16 protein-coding genes are annotated in these 17,468 nt (G+C 34.5%); 10 read left to right on the forward strand and 6 right to left on the reverse strand.

The genetic code is table 11. The features are described from left to right. Positions 1-75 precede the first annotated feature (75 nt). The 10 genes from ntrB (at position 76) to SLW70_RS16405 (ending at position 9,872) form a co-directional block, all read left to right on the forward strand. Positions 76-954: a nitrate ABC transporter permease gene (gene ntrB, locus SLW70_RS16360; protein ID WP_320889738.1), complete on the forward strand. Its 879-nt coding sequence runs from the start codon at positions 76-78 to the stop codon at positions 952-954. A 198-nt stretch (positions 955-1,152) separates the two neighbouring features. After that, positions 1,153-1,959 (forward strand): ABC transporter ATP-binding protein, encoded by an 807-nt coding sequence (locus SLW70_RS16365; protein ID WP_320889740.1) that lies wholly within the window; start codon positions 1,153-1,155, stop codon positions 1,957-1,959. Between the two features lie 124 nt (positions 1,960-2,083). Next, on the forward strand, positions 2,084-2,632 hold the full coding sequence (locus tag SLW70_RS16370) for a chlorite dismutase family protein (RefSeq protein WP_320889741.1): 549 nt from the start codon (positions 2,084-2,086) through the stop codon (positions 2,630-2,632). Between the two features lie 246 nt (positions 2,633-2,878). Beyond that, positions 2,879-4,318 carry a leucine-rich repeat domain-containing protein gene (locus SLW70_RS16375; RefSeq protein WP_320889742.1) on the forward strand — a complete coding sequence of 480 codons (1,440 nt, stop codon included), beginning with the start codon at positions 2,879-2,881 and terminating at the stop codon, positions 4,316-4,318. A 156-nt stretch (positions 4,319-4,474) separates the two neighbouring features. Then, positions 4,475-5,596: an HNH endonuclease signature motif containing protein gene (locus SLW70_RS16380; RefSeq protein WP_320889744.1), complete on the forward strand. Its 1,122-nt coding sequence runs from the start codon at positions 4,475-4,477 to the stop codon at positions 5,594-5,596. A gap of 534 nt (positions 5,597-6,130) precedes the next feature. After that, positions 6,131-6,427, forward strand: a complete 297-nt coding sequence (locus tag SLW70_RS16385) for a hypothetical protein (RefSeq protein WP_320889745.1) — start codon at positions 6,131-6,133, stop codon at positions 6,425-6,427. Between the two features lie 242 nt (positions 6,428-6,669). Continuing rightward, the gene (locus SLW70_RS16390; protein WP_320889746.1) at positions 6,670-7,155 is read left to right on the forward strand and encodes a hypothetical protein; all 486 of its coding nucleotides are present in this window, start codon (positions 6,670-6,672) and stop codon (positions 7,153-7,155) included. Between the two features lie 292 nt (positions 7,156-7,447). Further along, positions 7,448-7,852, forward strand: a complete 405-nt coding sequence (locus SLW70_RS16395) for a VOC family protein (RefSeq protein WP_320889747.1) — start codon at positions 7,448-7,450, stop codon at positions 7,850-7,852. Positions 7,853-8,081: 229 nt separating this feature from the next. Further along, a complete protein-coding gene (locus SLW70_RS16400) occupies positions 8,082-8,906 on the forward strand; it encodes a cupin domain-containing protein (protein ID WP_320889748.1) in 825 nt (274 codons plus the stop codon). A gap of 78 nt (positions 8,907-8,984) precedes the next feature. Then, a complete protein-coding gene (locus tag SLW70_RS16405) occupies positions 8,985-9,872 on the forward strand; it encodes a dienelactone hydrolase family protein (protein WP_320889749.1) in 888 nt (295 codons plus the stop codon). 150 nt (positions 9,873-10,022) lie between these two features. On the opposite strand, the gene SLW70_RS16410 is transcribed toward SLW70_RS16405, so the two are convergent. The 6 genes from SLW70_RS16410 to SLW70_RS16435 all read right to left on the reverse strand — a co-directional run bounded on the left by SLW70_RS16410 (position 10,023) and on the right by SLW70_RS16435 (position 17,437). Next, positions 10,023-10,364, reverse strand: a complete 342-nt coding sequence (locus tag SLW70_RS16410) for a DUF2853 family protein (RefSeq protein WP_320889750.1) — start codon at positions 10,362-10,364, stop codon at positions 10,023-10,025. A 112-nt stretch (positions 10,365-10,476) separates the two neighbouring features. Further along, positions 10,477-12,132 (reverse strand): 2-succinyl-5-enolpyruvyl-6-hydroxy-3-cyclohexene-1-carboxylic-acid synthase, encoded by a 1,656-nt coding sequence (menD, locus tag SLW70_RS16415; protein WP_320889751.1) that lies wholly within the window; start codon positions 12,130-12,132, stop codon positions 10,477-10,479. A gap of 440 nt (positions 12,133-12,572) precedes the next feature. After that, a complete protein-coding gene (locus tag SLW70_RS16420; protein ID WP_320889753.1) occupies positions 12,573-14,786 on the reverse strand; it encodes a TonB-dependent receptor in 2,214 nt (737 codons plus the stop codon). Positions 14,787-14,790: 4 nt separating this feature from the next. After that, the gene (locus SLW70_RS16425; protein ID WP_320889755.1) at positions 14,791-16,086 is read right to left on the reverse strand and encodes a tetratricopeptide repeat protein; all 1,296 of its coding nucleotides are present in this window, start codon (positions 16,084-16,086) and stop codon (positions 14,791-14,793) included. Between the two features lie 123 nt (positions 16,087-16,209). Then, positions 16,210-16,752: a DUF4331 family protein gene (locus SLW70_RS16430; RefSeq protein WP_320889756.1), complete on the reverse strand. Its 543-nt coding sequence runs from the start codon at positions 16,750-16,752 to the stop codon at positions 16,210-16,212. 34 nt (positions 16,753-16,786) lie between these two features. Then, positions 16,787-17,437 (reverse strand): DUF4331 family protein, encoded by a 651-nt coding sequence (locus SLW70_RS16435; RefSeq protein ID WP_320889758.1) that lies wholly within the window; start codon positions 17,435-17,437, stop codon positions 16,787-16,789. Positions 17,438-17,468: the final 31 nt, after the last annotated feature.

The following is a 17,468-nucleotide window of genomic DNA, read 5'->3' on the forward strand; positions in this document are numbered from 1 at the left end:
TGTTCCTATGTGTTTAAAAAATATTAAAGCATAAAACAAAAACACTACAAGTATTAAACTAAAACAGAAGGAATCATGTCAGACAGAAACACATTAACACTAGAAAACATGGAGGGAGCAGCGACAACATCGCTTACCACTCCAAAAAAGAAAAAATTTAAACTCCAATTAAACAGCGACACAGTAGTCGATAAATCAAAATCAATCTTTTTTGCTACACTAGGATTGATTGTTTTTGGAGGATTTTGGGAATTACTAACTTTAATTACTAAAGACGCTTTACCAGGACCTATACCTACTCTAACAGTCTTGTACGAAATGATTAGTGACCCATTTTATGATTACGGACCTAATGACAAAGGAATAGGCTTGCAATTGTTCAATTCGATTAAAACGGTATTATTGGGATTCTTTTTAGGCTCCTTAATCGCTATTCCTATTGGAATTTTAATGGGGGCGAGTACTATTTGCAAACAACTCTTTTACCCTATTGTACAATTATTGAAACCTGTATCACCTTTAGCGTGGTTCCCTATTGGATTAGTTGTTTTTAAAGATACTGGATTAGCGACCATTTTCATTGTATTCATCACTTCGTTATGGTCTACTTTAATCAATACTTCCTTTGGAGTTGCTTCCTTACCGCAAGACCATAAAAATGTATCCAAAGCATTTGGTTTTTCGACCAAGAGGTATTTGACTAAAATCTTAATCCCATATAGTTTACCCCACATCATCACAGGTTTACGATTGAGTATCAGTGTGGCTTGGTTGGTTATCGTAGCGGGCGAAATGTTATCAGGAGGAGCTGGAATTGGTTTCTTTGTTTGGGACAGCTGGAATGCATTAAGTCTTGAAAAGGTAATATCAGCCATCATTATCATTGGTGTAGTCGGATTGCTTTTTGATAAATTATTTACTTATATCGAAAACAAAGTGGCTTATAAAGGGTAAAAAGATTCTGAGAATCTGAGATGCTAAGGCACTAAGCTTCTAAGTTTTTTTCGACAGATTACACAGATTAAAAACACAATTGATTTATTCGAAAAAAAATCTTTTAATCCTTTTAATCAGTGGCTTAAAAAAAAACGTGAATCCGTGGCTGATTCCAAACCAAGTATTTTTACAATAAACAAACTAAAATCAAACATCATGAGTTACTTAGAAATAAAAGATTTGGAAATTTCATTTCCAACACCAAAAGGAAAATACACAGCCGTAAGAGATATTAATTTATCTATCAACAAAGGCGAAATCATATCCATCATTGGCCATTCAGGCTGCGGAAAATCAACTATTTTAAATGCCATTGCAGGCATGCTAACGCCAAGTGAAGGTTCGGTTGTTCTTGATAGCAAAAGCATTCAAGGTCCAGGACCAGACAGAGGCATCGTTTTTCAAAACTATTCACTTTTGCCTTGGTTAACCGTTTACCAAAACATCTTTCAAGTAGTCGATTCGGTTATGAAAACCACTACTGCTGAGAAACATGCTCTAGTAGAAAAAAACCTTAAAATGGTGAACTTGTTCGAACACAAAGACAAATTACCAGGCCAACTTTCAGGCGGAATGAAACAACGTGTTGCCATTGCCCGTGCCTTTGCCATCAACCCAGGGGTCTTGCTTATGGACGAACCTTTTGGAGCCTTAGATGCCTTAACCAAAGGAACCATGCAACTCGAAGTCCTAAAATTATGGAACCTCGACAACCGTGAAAAAACCATCATCATGATTACCCACGACATCGAGGAAGCCTTGTTTTTGTCAGACCGAATCATCGTGTTGAATAACGGTCCTGCATCCACCATCAAAGAAATCGTAGAGGTACATTTGCCAAGACCCCGTAACAAAATCGAAATCGTAAAAATGCCAGAATACATCCAGTTAAGAGATAAATTGTTGCATTTATTAACCGATCATTTCTCTATCGAAGATATGGGAATGACCTATAAAAATTAGTTTAATTTGTTTTTGTTTGTTTCTAAATCCCTATTGAGTAGTACGATAGGGATTTTTTATTTATATTTACGGTTAACCACTATTTTCTAGCTGATTAACTAATTAACTCCCTAATTATTTAATCATGGACAACACAATTTTTGACTTCGTAGGAGGAACAACAGGTGATTGGAAAGTAATTAAGATGACCACCTTAAAGGGCGACTCTTTAAAAAAAGTGACCCATATTGACAAACTAGCCAGTTCCCTACTACAAACTTTTCAAGGGACTTGGTCCTTAAAAGGAGTAATCAGCAATCTGCGTTATACTGAAAAATCCGAAAAAGAAAAACTCCTCGCCATCCAAGAAGATTTAGGCCGAGAAAAAGCCACTTATGCCGCCTTAATCCCCATTCGCAAAAACGACGCTTGGTGGAACCTAGCCCAAGACGAACGCCGTAAAATAATGGAAAACCAGTCTCAGCACACCCATGTAGGCATGCAATACCTACCCGCCATAGCCCGAAAATTATTTCACTCCCGAGACATCAACGAACCCTTTGATTTCCTAACCTGGTTTGAATTTGCCCCCGAAGACGAACCCGCCTTCAACGAACTCCTAAAACACCTCCGCAATTCCGAAGAATGGAAATACGTAGACCGCGAAATCGACATTCGTTTAAAGAGAGTATAATCGGTATTTAAATAGTTTGGGCGTGCCACCCCTGAGCAAAGGGGCTTACTTCAGCATGCACTCATTAAGCCCCTTCGCTCAGCGCTGTCGTGCTCTACATGCTACTTCGGTAGCTTATTTCGATCCCTCACGCGGGGATTTGGGGTATAATTACGACTGTTTTATATTTTGTGAGTGGTGGTTTTTAGAATGTGATGATTTGTAAGAAAAAATGAATATATTTGGATGAAAAAATAAATTCTGATTTTGTCAGGCCTATATACAAGTTGTGTGCAATTTAAAATCTACCCTATGGATAATATTCAAGAATTAATTGCGATTGCAAAAAAGGAAAACAAGAAAACTCTAGACTTAATCGGCGTTGGATTGGAAAGTATACCGCCGGAAATTTTTGAAATTGAAAGTCTCGTTACTTTACGATTGAGAGGAAATAGAATAAAAATAATTCCAAATGAGATTGAACAGCTAATAAATCTAAAGGAGCTTAACATAATAGACAATCAAATAGCTACTCTCCCTAGTGCTTTGTTTAGATTACCAAATTTGCAAATAATCTTAGGGCGTAAAAACAATTTAACAGAAATTCCAAAGTCCGTAAGGCTGTCATCAAGTTTAAGAACCTTAAATTTAGCAGAAAATAAAATTAAAAAGATTCCTTCCGAAATTGGCAAAGTCAAGATGTTGGCTGCGCTGTCTTTGAAAAAAAATCTTGTAACAACCATCCCTTTCGAGTTTTCTAAACTTGAAAACTTACGAACGTTCAGTATTGATAGTGAAAAAATGATTTATCCTGAGCCATCCATTGTTAAGCAAGGACTAATGAGAATCATGATTTTTCTGATTGTCAATAACGCTGAAAAAGGCTCAAAAGGATTTTTTTTCAACATTCCAAAGGAAATGAGAACTGCTGTTAAGCAATACCTAGTTTATTTTCAAGAATACGTAGAGGTCTCAAAAGGCAAGAAAATTACTTTTGAAGTGACAACAAGTGACGACGGATTATACATCCAAACTTCCGAATCTGACAACATTCAAGAGGTGAATGAATATTTCAATGAATATTTAGGATTTGTAAAAAGCAATATCGACGATTTGAATCCTGATATTGAAGTTTCACTACCTGAAACGAAAAAAGAGTTATTCGTTTTGGAATTAAAGCAACAAATAAATCACCTAAAACAACAAATAGAGTTTAAAAATTTCCAAGTGAAATTCTTGGAACAAAAAGTTGGCGAGTTTCATAATTTACTTCTTTTAAAAAGTTCAAATCCAGTTCCTGTTTTAGTTCAAAATATATCAAATTCTAACTCCAAAATTGATTCACAAATTTCAACAAATGTCACCTTTAACTTAAGCCAAGAAGTAACTGAACTCCAAAATGAAGTTTTAAAACTTAAAAATGATTATGAATCTATTTTACCTACATCAATTTCTAAAGAACTACAACAACTCGATGATGAACTTTTAGAAGTAGAAATTGTAGATGAAAAAGTATCTACAAAAAAACCTTTCAATAGGCTCAAAAGAATTTTCGATCAATTAACCGACAAAGAATCTAATTTAAGTAAGGCTGTTGAAAAGTCCAAAGAATTGAAAGAAAAATTACAAGACCTTGGGAAGAAATATAACAAAGTATCTGGTTGGGTTGGACTTCCAAGCATTCCAGAATTACTATTGGAACTATAAACTGCACACACAGCCGTTTCTCGCAATTGCGAGTTTTTGTGGTAGGTTCATGTTTACGTTTCGCAAGAATTTTTATCTTTAACGGAAAATATAAGGTTGCGAAGTTCGCAACCTCGCCAAGCGGCAAAACGTAATGCGCTCCATCAACAAAAAAATATGAGTAAAACAACATTTGATAATCTAACGAGAAGTAGTATTTGGAGTGCTCACAAAAATTCATGCTTCTATTGTAGCCAAACGTTAGATTGGGGAGATTTACAGATAGATCATATAATTCCTGAATCACTTGAAAAGAATCCTGATAAATTTGAACAGATTAAAACTGATTTAGGGTTAGATAAAAATTTCAACCTCAATGCAATTTATAATTTAGTTCCTGCCCATAGTAAATGCAACTTAAGAAAAAGCGATGGTCTGTTTGATAAAAATGCAACACTCTTTTATCTTTCAATTGCTTTAAAAAAAGAAGCAAAAGTCAATATTGAAATTGAAAAATTAAAAAGAAAAAAAAATAAAGGATTAATTATCTCTAAACTTCAATCTGCGCTTTCAGCAAATTTAATTAATGCTGAAGAATTAAAAAATATTTTAAAAGATGCCGAGAAGAAAAATTGGAAAATTAAAGAAATTAAATTACCTATTGGCATTGAATTTATTGATGAAATTTATGATGTTTTCTATCTAAATACTGATTTTTCAAGCTTTTTAGATAAAAAATTAATGATTTATAATGATGTTAAATATTTAGAATTAGTTAATGACAATGATAAAAAAATTAATGTTTCAACATTAAATGAATGGAAAGATGCACGCGTAAAAGGATTTTATCCACTGACTACATATGCAATTAAAATGTCTAATACTTTTACCTTTTTTGAGGAGTTTATCGAAGTATTAGAAAAAGCAAAAATGCCTAAAGTTTCCTTTATTAATGATCCTTGGATAAAAATAAATATGCTGGATTATTTATCACCCAACATTCTTTTTGATGTTGAAGGTAGATTAAAGAAATATATTGTAGAAGGCAAATCAATTGGAGACTTAGTTAGAAGCGGAATTGTGAAATTTGATATTTCTCCTGGTATTTTCGAATTTAGTTTAGAATTCGAAGGTTTTGAAACTTCATTATTAGAACAGTTTCGTGCAGATTTCAATGATGATGGAATAGAAGATATTTTTGTTAGTGGTTGGGTTAGGGCAATTCATGGAACAATGGGATTTGGTTTTACGGAAATATTGACAAGGCTGTCTCAAAAACATTTGATTGATAAAGCATAAAGATCCGCCACGCCCTGCTCTGCGAAGAGTGCTAAACGTCGTTGCAAGTGCTGCGCAAATGTCTTTGACTTTGCGCAATTTTAATAGGCTGTTATAAACGAAATCATTCTAAAAGTCTCTTGACTTTTATTCAAAATGGAGTTTTTAAAAGTTCACAAATAGAAAAAAACCTAGCTAGCGCGAGCGCAATGTTATTAAGTTAAGCGTTTATTGTGTCATTTCGACGAAGGAGAAATCACATAACGTGAGCAACTCCTGTGATTGCTTCGCCTGTTCGCTATCGCTCGAGTCCTCCTATCGTCGGGAAGACAAGTTTGGGGTTACTGAGACTTTAAAAATCTGTGATTATCTGTGTTATCTGTGTTCCATTTCGCAACAAACCAAGCAATATCATTGATTTAAGTGTATTTTAAACCATTCCCTGAAGCATACCCAACAAACTGAAATTCAGCTCCTTAAAAACAGTTTCAATACTATTATTTCTTAACTTTATACTACTGAAATTATTTTGTTTAATTCCTAAATTTTGTAATCATGTATATCGTTCGTGAAATTTTTCATTTGCAATTTGGCCGTTTTAAAGACGCCAAAGTATTGATAGACCAAGCCGAAAAAAACGGTTTAATGCCCCAAACTGATGGTACTCGTGTCTTAACTGATTTTACAGGAAAAAGTTACCGACTAATTTTAGAATCTTCATATGCCACACTTTCTGATTTTGAGAAAGATTTGACAAAAGAAATGGGAACCACAGATTGGAAGCAGTGGTACGAACAATTCAAAGCTTGCGTAAGCCATTCCGAAAGAGAGATATTAAAATTGATTTCGTAATAACGAAGTCAGTTGTAAAAGCACTGTACCCGCTCTTTGACGTTTGCTCACCTTTGTTCTAAGGACTGCTCTAAAGTTAATTACTTTGCCAAGCCAGTAAGCTAAAGGAAAATGAATTTAATTATTAAATGGAGTTCAATCAATTTGTAATCCTATTTTATTCTTAAATAGTTTTATAAAACACAAACCTATTACTGAATAGGATAACATCAAATCAGTTCACTAATTTTAACCTATTGATTATGAAAAAGTTGATTGTAAGCCTATTATTTACTGCTGTATTTATAGGTAATGGTTATTGCCAAAATAACGACATTAATAATTATTTTAATTTTGGTATAGGTTTAGGAGGAAACTATGGCGGTCTTGGAACCAAAACTATTATTGGATACAAAAATTCTGGTCTGTTAGTAGGATTAGGGACGTTTAGTGGAGGTCTAGGATATGAAGTTGGCGGACAAATAAGTTACAAATGGCTGTATGTAAATTTAGGTTATGGAATTATTGGTGTTTCTGAGAATCAATTAACCAATAATCGTACTGAATTAATAAAAGGCAAAATGTTAACCACAGGAGCAATGATTAATTTTGGAAATTCAAATAAATATTTCTTAGATTTAGGAATAGGATATGATTGGGATGGAAACTATACATCAAACAGTTATACTAACGAAAAAAGTAAATTTCACACCATTGATGGAGCAATAGGATTTGGTATTAGATTATAAAATTTAACCCGTTGGGTGTAATTAGTTTTTGAAGATGTTTCTTCGTCAGTTCGAGTAAATTTTCAGAAAATGCGAATAGCTTTTTCAGAAAATTTGTATCGAGAACAAGAAAAACATCATTAAAAACGGTTCTCGATACACTTCATTTCAAGTGTTGTGCAAATGTCTCGGACTTAGCATATCGATAATAGTTTGTCGATAAAGTTTGCCAAAATATCCCTAACAGGACTGTATAAAACCCCTGTTAAAATTTGAAAATAATTCGTATTTTAGTTCATTAAACTTTTTAAATATGGCAAAACAAATTTTTATCAATTTAGCGGTAAAAGATCTTCAAAAATCGATGGCATTTTATGTGGCATTAGGATTTACAAACAATCCACAATTTTCTGACGACAGCGGAAAATGTATGGTGTGGAGTGAAAATATTTTTGTGATGCTATTGACACACGAAAAGTTCAGCGGTTTCATCACCAAACCTATTGCCGATACTAAATCAAAAGTGGCTGGGATTTTTTCGTTATCCGTTGACAGTGTCGACGAAGTAAATAGTATTATAGCAAATGGCTTAAAGGCAGGTGGTCTTGAACCAAACGAAATGAGGGATTATGGATTCATGCAACAGCGCACCATTGAAGATTTTGACGGCCATACTTGGGAAGTTTTCTATATGGACATTACAAAATTCCCCGCTTAACAGTGTCGGTTTACCATTCATAATGGAGAACTATAAATCAACAACCGCCAACAATTACCTACAAAACAAGCTTATACCGAAAAGGAATACCTTCCTAGAGGATATAATAGTGACCTTTTTTACAATAGACTAAGACCTAAGGAAATTCTATTTGAAAAATACGCTCTCATTCTAGCAAAATAAGTTTTATATTTAGCCTTACTAAACCACTAACTAACAAATTACTAGAATGAAAAAATTATCCACAAGCATCCTTTTGCTGGCATCAATGATGATACAATTGTATTGTCAAGAAATTCCAATTGAAAATCTAACCACTAAACTTCCCCCTAATACACAGCAGTATTCCAAATCAATTCTAGAAAATGAAATTAAAGGAATAGTTGTCGAACATATTGCGATTACAGGTGAAAAAGCGGTATTGGATTACGCCAAAAAAGGGTACAAAACAATTTATATGTTTGTAAAAGGAAACGGAAATCTAACTGCTTTAAACAAAGTTTATGAAATCGTTCCTGAAACCATTTTATTGCCCAATATTGCTAAAAGTATTAGCATTAAAGCCGCTAAAAACGATAGTTTACATTACATCAAAATATCTAGTAAACTAACCGCTCAAGATCTTTTAGATTTAAAAGAATTTCCTGCTACAAACACCCAAAATGTGTATTATGCAAAATTCACCGACTGCAAACCGTATACTGAACCTATCAAAAGTCCTAATACAATAAGCCGCACCATATTGCCAAACAAATACATCCCCCGAATTGCTATGGGAACAGTTCAAACCAAAGGCCCTGATAAAGTAGATGCCCATGAACATCCTATGTTGGAACAATTATTCTTGGGACTTTCAAAAAACAATGCTGTCGTTTATGCTGATGCGGCCAAAGTGGCTTTCCCAGAATATTCAATTCTTCATATTCCTTTAGGCTCTAGCCACTCTGTAACGGTAGAAAAGGATGAGGTATTATATTATGTATGGATGGACTTCTTTTTGGATAAAAAAGGAGAGGAATGGTTGAAAACGCATAATACGAAAGACGATAAATAAGCTGTCTAGAAAGCAAAACAATAGTTTTGTATATTTGAGAGAGCCATAAAACACCAACCCTATTTAAAGTAACAGCAGATGAAAAAGTTAAAAAAAGAAGACATCCAACAAGAAGTTTTTGATTTATACGATGATTATGCTCATAATCGCCTAGAAAGACGCCAGTTTCTTAAAAAATTATCACTGTACGCGGTTGGAGGTATTACAATCCCTTCATTACTGAGTTTCATTATGCCAAATTATATCGATTCCATTCTCATCAATTCTGACGACCCACGAATCGATACAAAGTATATCACATATGACTCACCAAAAGGAGGCGGTCAAATTCGAGGCCAACTTTCAAAACCTATGAACACTAAAAAAAAGCTGCCCGGAATTATAGTGGTTCATGAAAACCGAGGACTCAATCCTTATATTGAAGATGTAGGCAGAAGAGCAGCACTAGAAGGTTTCATTACCTTAGCACCCGATGCTTTAACACCACTTGGTGGTTATCCTGGCAATGACGATGATGGAAGAGCACTACAAAGCAAACGAGACAAAAATGAAATGTTAGAAGATTTTATTGCTGCCTATCATTACCTTAAATCGCATAAAGATTGCACTGGCCAAATAGGCGTTGTTGGTTTTTGCTTTGGAGGATGGATTGCTAACATGATGGCTGTAAAAGTCCCATCCTTATCAGCGGCAGTGGCTTACTATGGCTCACAACCTAGCAAAGATGAAACTGCCCTTATAAAAGCACCATTAATGATGCACAACGCTAGTCTTGACAAAAGGATTCTAGATGGCTGGCCCGCTTTTGAAGAAGCTTTAAAAGAATATCATAAGAAATACGAAATGTTTACTTATCCTGATGTCAATCATGGTTTTCATAACAATACAACCCCAAGATATGACGAAGCTGCCGCAACATTATCATGGCAACGTACCATCACTTTTTTTAAACACAATCTCAAATAGAATTGATATGGTTTAAACCTAGATTAGATATGAGAACTCAGTCCTGTCTGTGTAAAAAAAATCAATAAATCCTAAGACAAATTTTGAGTCAAAAATATTTTCATAAAAAAAGCGCCCAAAAGGCGCTTTTACTATATAGACAATCTTGAACTAATTGTAAACACTTTCTTTTTTGAAATGCACTGCTAATAAATAATAGACGACTGCTCTATACTTATTTGCATTTGAACGACCGTATTTTTCAATTACAGCGTCGATTCCAGCATCTAATTCTGGACCGTCTTTGAGTCCTAGTTTTTTGATTAAAAAATTATTTTTAACCGTATCTAATTCTGATTGCTGACTTCCAGCAACAGTAGAAGAATCTTTATTATAGATTGAAGGACCGCAACCAATAGTCACTTTCGTTAGTAAATCCATGTTAGGAGAAACTCCACATTTTTCTTTTAAATCAGCTGCGTATTTTACAATTAATTCATCTCTTGCACTCATAAAAAATCCGTATTTAAGTTAATATCCTCAAATATAACCAATTGATTACAAAAAAGCAACTATTTACTTATAAAAACACTAGCAATTATTGACTCTTTAAAAATTAATGCAATCACTCTAAATCTTTAAAGAACTGCAACAAAATCTTATCGTTATCTACCGTTGGCGTAATAATCTCTAAAATGCTTGGCTTTTCATTTTTAGCGAATAAGGCTTTCAAACCACCTTCCAATCTTTCCTCCGAATCGGCTAGTTGATAATCAAAACCAAACATCTTTGCCAAATGTTCAGCTGTATATTGGTGCGAAGTTTCAAAAAAGGTATTGAATAGCTCTGTCTCCTGATGTCCTGGTAATATTCTAAAAATTCCACCTCCTCCATTATTAATCAAAATAATTTTGAAGTTTTTTGGAATGTAATTATTCCACAACCCATTGCTATCGTATAAAAAACTGATATCTCCAGTAATCAAAGTCGTCTGCTTCGTATTGGCGACAGCCGCACCAATTGCCGTTGAAGTACTCCCATCAATTCCACTGGTTCCTCGATTGCAAAAAACCTCAATAGACGGATGTATTTTTATTAATTGTGCATATCTAATAGCCGAACTATTACTGATTTGCAATTGACTATTGCTAGGCAAAGCCGAAATCACTTGGTCAAAAACTTTAAAATCTGAAAAAGAAATTTTAGCCAGATAGTCCGCAGTTTTTTGTTTTCTCAAAATAGCCAAAGTGTCCATCATTTGGAAATAGTCACTTTCTGTTTTTTGCGTAAGCGGAATAAAAGAATTAAAAAACAGCTTTGGACTGGTTTGAATGTGTTTGGTCAACGCCCCAAAAGTATCATACGCACGTAAACTATCAACGTGCCAATGCTGTTGAGGTGCATAGGTACGTAAAAACGCTTTGATTCTTTTGGAAACAATCATTCCTCCAAAAGTGATAAGAATATCAGGCTGAAAACTTTCGAAGTCAACACTTTTAAAAGGGGTTATAATCGTATCTATATTATGGATAAAACTTGGATGATGCACATTTGAAGTCGTCTCTGTCATTACAATGACTGAAGGGTCTTCTGCCCAAGTTTCAATAATCGCTTCGTCAATTGAATTGGGGGCATTTACCCCTATTAAAATCAGTTTCTTTTTGGCTTTGTTCCAATGTAAAGCACAGTCTTCTATGTCCGATACAGCAACTACTATTGGGTCTTTTGCGAAAGCGGAAACTGTAACGGAAAGCTCGGTTGTAGTTTCATATAAAGGCTCTTCAAAAGGAGCATTGATATGCACGGGTCCTTTTTGAGCTATCGCTGTATTTATAGCTTCGTTGATTTCGAAATTATTTTGCTCGAAATTCTCTTCTGTCAGATTAGCATTGTATAACGAATGATTAGCAAACACATTTTCTTGACGAATAGTTTGGCCGTCGCCAATGTCAATCTTGCTTTGGGGTCTATCCGCTGCGATAACGATCAATGGGATTTGGCTATAAAAAGCCTCGGCAATAGCTGGATAATAATTCAATAAAGCTGAACCCGAAGTACAAACTAGCGCCACTGGCTTAGCGGTTTGTTGTGCGATTCCCAATGCAAAAAAGGCGGCGCAACGCTCGTCGGCAATACTATAACATTGAAAATCAGGATTGCTTGCAAAACCTACTGTTAGTGGTGCATTTCTTGAACCTGGGGAAATAATTATTTGTGTAACTCCTTTGGCTAAACACAGTTCGATGATGCTTTGCGCTAAAGGTATTTTGGGGTAAATCATTGTTGCTGTTTGAGTGAAACAAATATACAAAGTTGGAAAGGTTTTTTAAACATATAAGTTTTTTAATTAGAAACTGAAAAGTTTAAAACATTTAAGATATTTAAGAACAGATAAGCGTTGGCTATATTTCTTTTAAACATATAAGTCATTTAAGTTTTTTTTTATTTAGATGCTAAAAAGTTTAAAACATTTAAGAAATATAAGAGCATCTAAGCTTTATATATCATAAGCTATAGCAGTTGTCACATTGAGCTTGTCGAATTGATTTTGAAACGAATCTTGACAAGTTCAAACTCAGATTGGACTACAATATATTCTGTTCGCAACTTTGACTTGATAACTCTAAGAAATTAGATAATTTGTACTGAAATTTCTAAATAAAAAAGCCTAGCGACAAACAATTAACGCTAGGCTCCTTACAAAACAAACAAAAACAAATCTTAAAATCTATAACTAATCTTTCCTTTCATATAAAAAGGAGTTCCGGGTGTAAAATGGATTTCCTCCACACTATTGGGTTCGTTTTGCAAACGGGTTTCGGTGGCAAATTGGGTTTCATTCCATGCTGTATTGAATAGATTTTCTATTGAAATTCCAAAGGTCAGTTTTTTAAACTCGTAGTTAATATTGCAATCTACGATTCCATATCCTTTGGCTACAATCGAGTTATCCTCATTGGCAGGACGCGTTTTTAGGTGTCTGTAATGCACACCTCCTGAAAACCCATTCCATTTTTGAAAACTCAGACCTCCAGTAGCGGTAAAATCGGGTGCTAGTGGAATATAATCTTGTCCGCTTGGTTCGTCAATACTGCGAGCATAGGTATAGGTCATATCCGAATCCATAAACAAATAATCATTCAGTTGATAACGTAGCCCCAAATCGACTCCCATTCGTTTTGTTTTTCCGCTTGGTTCTATGACACCAGCATCGCCCACATAAACAAATTCTTGCTGTAGGTATAAATTCCACAGCGCTGCGTTGACAATTACTTTAGGAACTGGTTTCCATATCGTTCCAAAATCTGCACCGATGGATGTTGGTAAAATTTCGTTTCCGTTATTCTCCACCACAACTCGTGTATCATTCGAATGAAATCCCATTCCTGTTTTCAAAAAGAACTGTAAATCATTATTATGCGAATAGATAAAATTTAATTTTGGTGAGACTTTCACTTCCGTTTCAGATTGTGTTTTATAGGTCGTTGCCAATTTATCTTGGTAATTGAATTTGAAATAATCAAAGCGAACGGCTGGATTAATCATGAATTTCCCCAACTTAAATTCGGCATTCCAATAATTAAAACCGTTTACTTCATCAATATCACCTAGTTTAATGGGGTTCAAAACTGTCGTTCTATTTAATGTATGCGAAAGTTCCGTGTCCTTCGTAGCATCGGCTCTAAACCCTAAACCTAGTTGTAGAAGAATATCCCAATCGTTGTATTTCATTTTTTTATTCAACTCCGAATTCAGTCCATAAATCGAACGGTTTTCCTTTTGCTTGATTTGGTCACCATTAATAGGGTCATCCAAGAAAAAAGTAAAGTTGGAAAACAGTTCAAAGTCGTATTTCGAATAAAAAACATTGGCTTTGACAAAGGTATTTTCATCAATTGACTTTAAGATTGTAGCATTGACATTCGTTCTTGAAGTACTTCCACCTTCGGTATTATCAACAGCACCAAATCTTGAAATCACACCCCTATCTACCAAACGTTGCGGTATTTGTCCAGAAGCATCCCAACTGCTGGAAAAACGAGAAGCAGTAAGGGTGAATTTACTATTGTCATCCAATCTAATTGTATACTTTCCTAATACGTTGACTCTATTAAAATTTTGCGGACTATCAAAAGGGCCATCTGTCAAAATATATTCCGTTGCGATATATGCAGATTGTGTTTTTTGGTTTCCCAAAAGATTAAATAAACCCACCATCCTTTGGGTGTTAAATTGCCCCACTTCCAGACTGATTAAACTTTTATCTAATTTTTCTTTGGTTTGAAAAGCGACATAACCTGCCGTAGCAAAATCGCCTTTATCCGCATAGTAACTTCCTTTTCCGAAATCTATTTTCTCAACCGTTTCTGGAATTACAAAATGCAAATCGGCATAACCTTGACCATGAGCATGGGAAACCATATTCACTGGCATTCCATCAACCGAAATAGCTATATCAGTACCATGATCAATATCAAAACCTCTCAAGAAAATTTGCTCTGCCTTTCCTCCGCCTGCATGTTGCCCAATAAACAACCCTGGCACTTTACGTAATATTTCCTGAGAGGAATTTACTGGATTGGTTTGCAAATCGATTTTGGAAATCACATTCATCGCCGATAATTTCTGCTGGATAATAACCTCATCTAATTTGAAAACAGCCTCTTCAAGAATAATCCTATTTTCATTTGAACCAAAAGTATAATCTACTTTTTTATACCCTAAAGCAGTAACTTCTACTGTGTTTCCTACCTCCGTTTTATCCAAGCTAAAATTCCCCAATGGGTTCGTATGGGCATGGCTATTGGTGGCAATATTTATTAAATATGCATTTTCAATGGCATTCCCAAACACATCTACGACGCTTCCGTTTTGAGTTTGTCCGTAGAAAGTCAAACTAAAAAAGGATAATAGGATGATATAAATAAGTTTCATAGGGTTATAGTTTATTAATTTTCGCTTCAAAATCAGGACCTAATTCATAGATACTCCCTTGTAACTCTTTTTTTATAGCACCAATTTTATCCAAATGATTATTGGCTTTATAAATCATCGCCAAATGGTATTGCACTTGAGGTTCGTGTGTTTTACCCACAACATATTTTTCTGCAATTTTCAATGCTTTTTGAGCATTGCCCATATTCAAATAAGACCAAGCTAATAAATTATACGAATCAGGAGTAGGTCTATGATTGACTTCAATATTGGCGATTTCTAATGCTTTAGCAGCGGTAGTTTTATCATCTGCATAAACCAGTACATTGTATTTATTATACATAGCACCATAATTATTTTTGGTTAACATGTCGAAATAGGCTGCCTTATTATCTTCTGCTTCTTCGGTCTCCCCTACAAAACTAGCTATTTTTGATTTTAATAATAAAAAATCAGGTGTATGGTGTGTTTTTTCAAGTGTTTCGATGATTCTTTTGGCTTCAATAGTATTTCTTTCATGCGAAAAAACAATCCAAGCAATTCCTTTAAGTGCATAAGAATAATTAGTATCTAATGCCAACGTTTTTAAATAACTATCATAGGAATCCTGAATGCGTCCTGCATGTCCATAATAATCCCCTAGGTTAGAATAAGACCAAATTTTGAGGATTTTGTTATCTTCATTTTCAGCTATAGTTCTCGCTTTTTCCATAAAAGTAATGGCAGTATCTAAATCACCAACATGGTCATTCCATTTCGCCAATCGAATGAGATAATCATAATCTTTCATGTTTTTGATAGCTTCCAAATTTTTGGAGGCTTCCGCATAATTCCCTAGTTCCATTTGGACATCAAAAAGCAGTTTTTGAGACTCTTTTCGGCCTTCGCCAATGGCAAAAGCTTTGTTGGCCAAAACCAAGGCTTCTTTAAAACGATGTTGTGCTATATAATTTCGGGCCAAGGCACGTAAGGTTCCTACTTTACTATAACCTGATGCCTTATTCGATTTTACTAATAATTCTTCGGCTTTATACAAATCTTTGATATCGCCAGTATACTGAAACAGTGTGGCATATTTAGAGGCAATAATACCTAAATAAGAATTTTGAACCGTATCATTAGCATATTTATTTTCCCAAAATTTAATTTCATCATTCGCAAAAGCGACCGATTCATTTCCTCGAATACTAAGGTATTCATCATAATCTTTTGAGTTTGTTATTTGTTTGTTGCTGTTTGTGCATGAAACAATAACCAACATACCAAAGAATAGTAGCAGTAATTTGTTATATGTTTTCATAATGTTTGTTTTGTTGTATGCAATGTGTATTGCTTTTGTTGTTTGTTTGGTATAAAAAAACAGAGTACTTTAAATAATTACTAGCACCCTGTTTTTTTTAAAATTATTTGATAAAATTTTATTTTACCAAGCAGCTGCTAAATATGGAAATGACGTTAAAAAGTCTTTATCATTTTTATTTACATTATCTTTTGTCAAACCTGGATTTGATCCACCAGTTGGTCCTCCAAAGATTAATAAAAGCTCTACATCAATTACGTCATCAGCCAAGGCTCTACCTGTTAAAACATTTGTTCCATCAAAGAAAGTTGTTTTAGCAGAAGTTGAAACATTCAACACATCAGTTGCTAATACACTCGCAAAAGTATCTATACTATGTCCTAATGCATTACTAGTATAACCGAATGCCTGTAATTTAGCTTTGATAACAGGTGTATAAATGGCTCCCATAGCCGAAGGAGTGGTATTATTGAAATCGTCTTTAGGTTGTCCTGATGCTACAAAAACCGTATTAATAGCTGGTCTACCCATTTGGTCTTGTTGTACATAAGTTCCTGAAAAATCAACTGCCGAAGGGGCGTTATCATTATCATCATTATTACAACTTACCGTTCCCAAAGCACATATTAGTGCTAATGTTATTATTGTGAATTTATTTGTCTTCATAATTTCTTGTTTTTTTGAATTTAAAATCGCTTAGTTATTGTTTTTTCTTAGTTTCTACCCAGGTGTTCAATGAGGCAGCTGTACCTAATTTAGATTTTGGCACTTCGATTACAACAGATAAAACATTGGTACCTGCGAAAGTATCTGTTCCTGTAGTTTTAAAAGCTGAAGCTGTCCCTCCGATTACTGCTTGGTATTGTCCTAAGTCAAAAAAGAAAGGATCATCTCTAGGTCCTGCAAAAAATTTCATTCCGTTTTCATTTGAAATATTTGGTGTTTGACCGTATTTAGAAATTTGAACACTACCCGAAGCTTTGCTGAAATCAATAGTGCTTGTTTTTCCTTTTACAGATGGAGCATATGGTCCGAAGAAATACATTTTATTTCCTTTGCGAATAGCTTGAATTACTAAATCCTCAACATTGTCTCCTGTATTGTCGATGTTTACTTCGATCATTACATTCTCATTAAAACTTGCTGCAGCTGTTGCGCCCGGACTTAACAATCCTTGTGTGTTTACTGCGAATACTAAATTGTTAGTATCTTGTCCTTGGAAAGCATAGAAATCAGTGATATCAGATGCATTTCCTGTTACTGATGGCGCATCGATATGATCCGCTGCTACTAATGTTAAACCCGTAATCGCTAAAAGCGATAGGCCTAAAATAATTTTTGTCTTTTTCATTTTGTGATTATTTAAAAGGTTATAATAGGAT

Source organism: Flavobacterium sp. NG2 (assembly GCF_034119845.1).
GTDB lineage: Bacteria > Bacteroidota > Bacteroidia > Flavobacteriales > Flavobacteriaceae > Flavobacterium.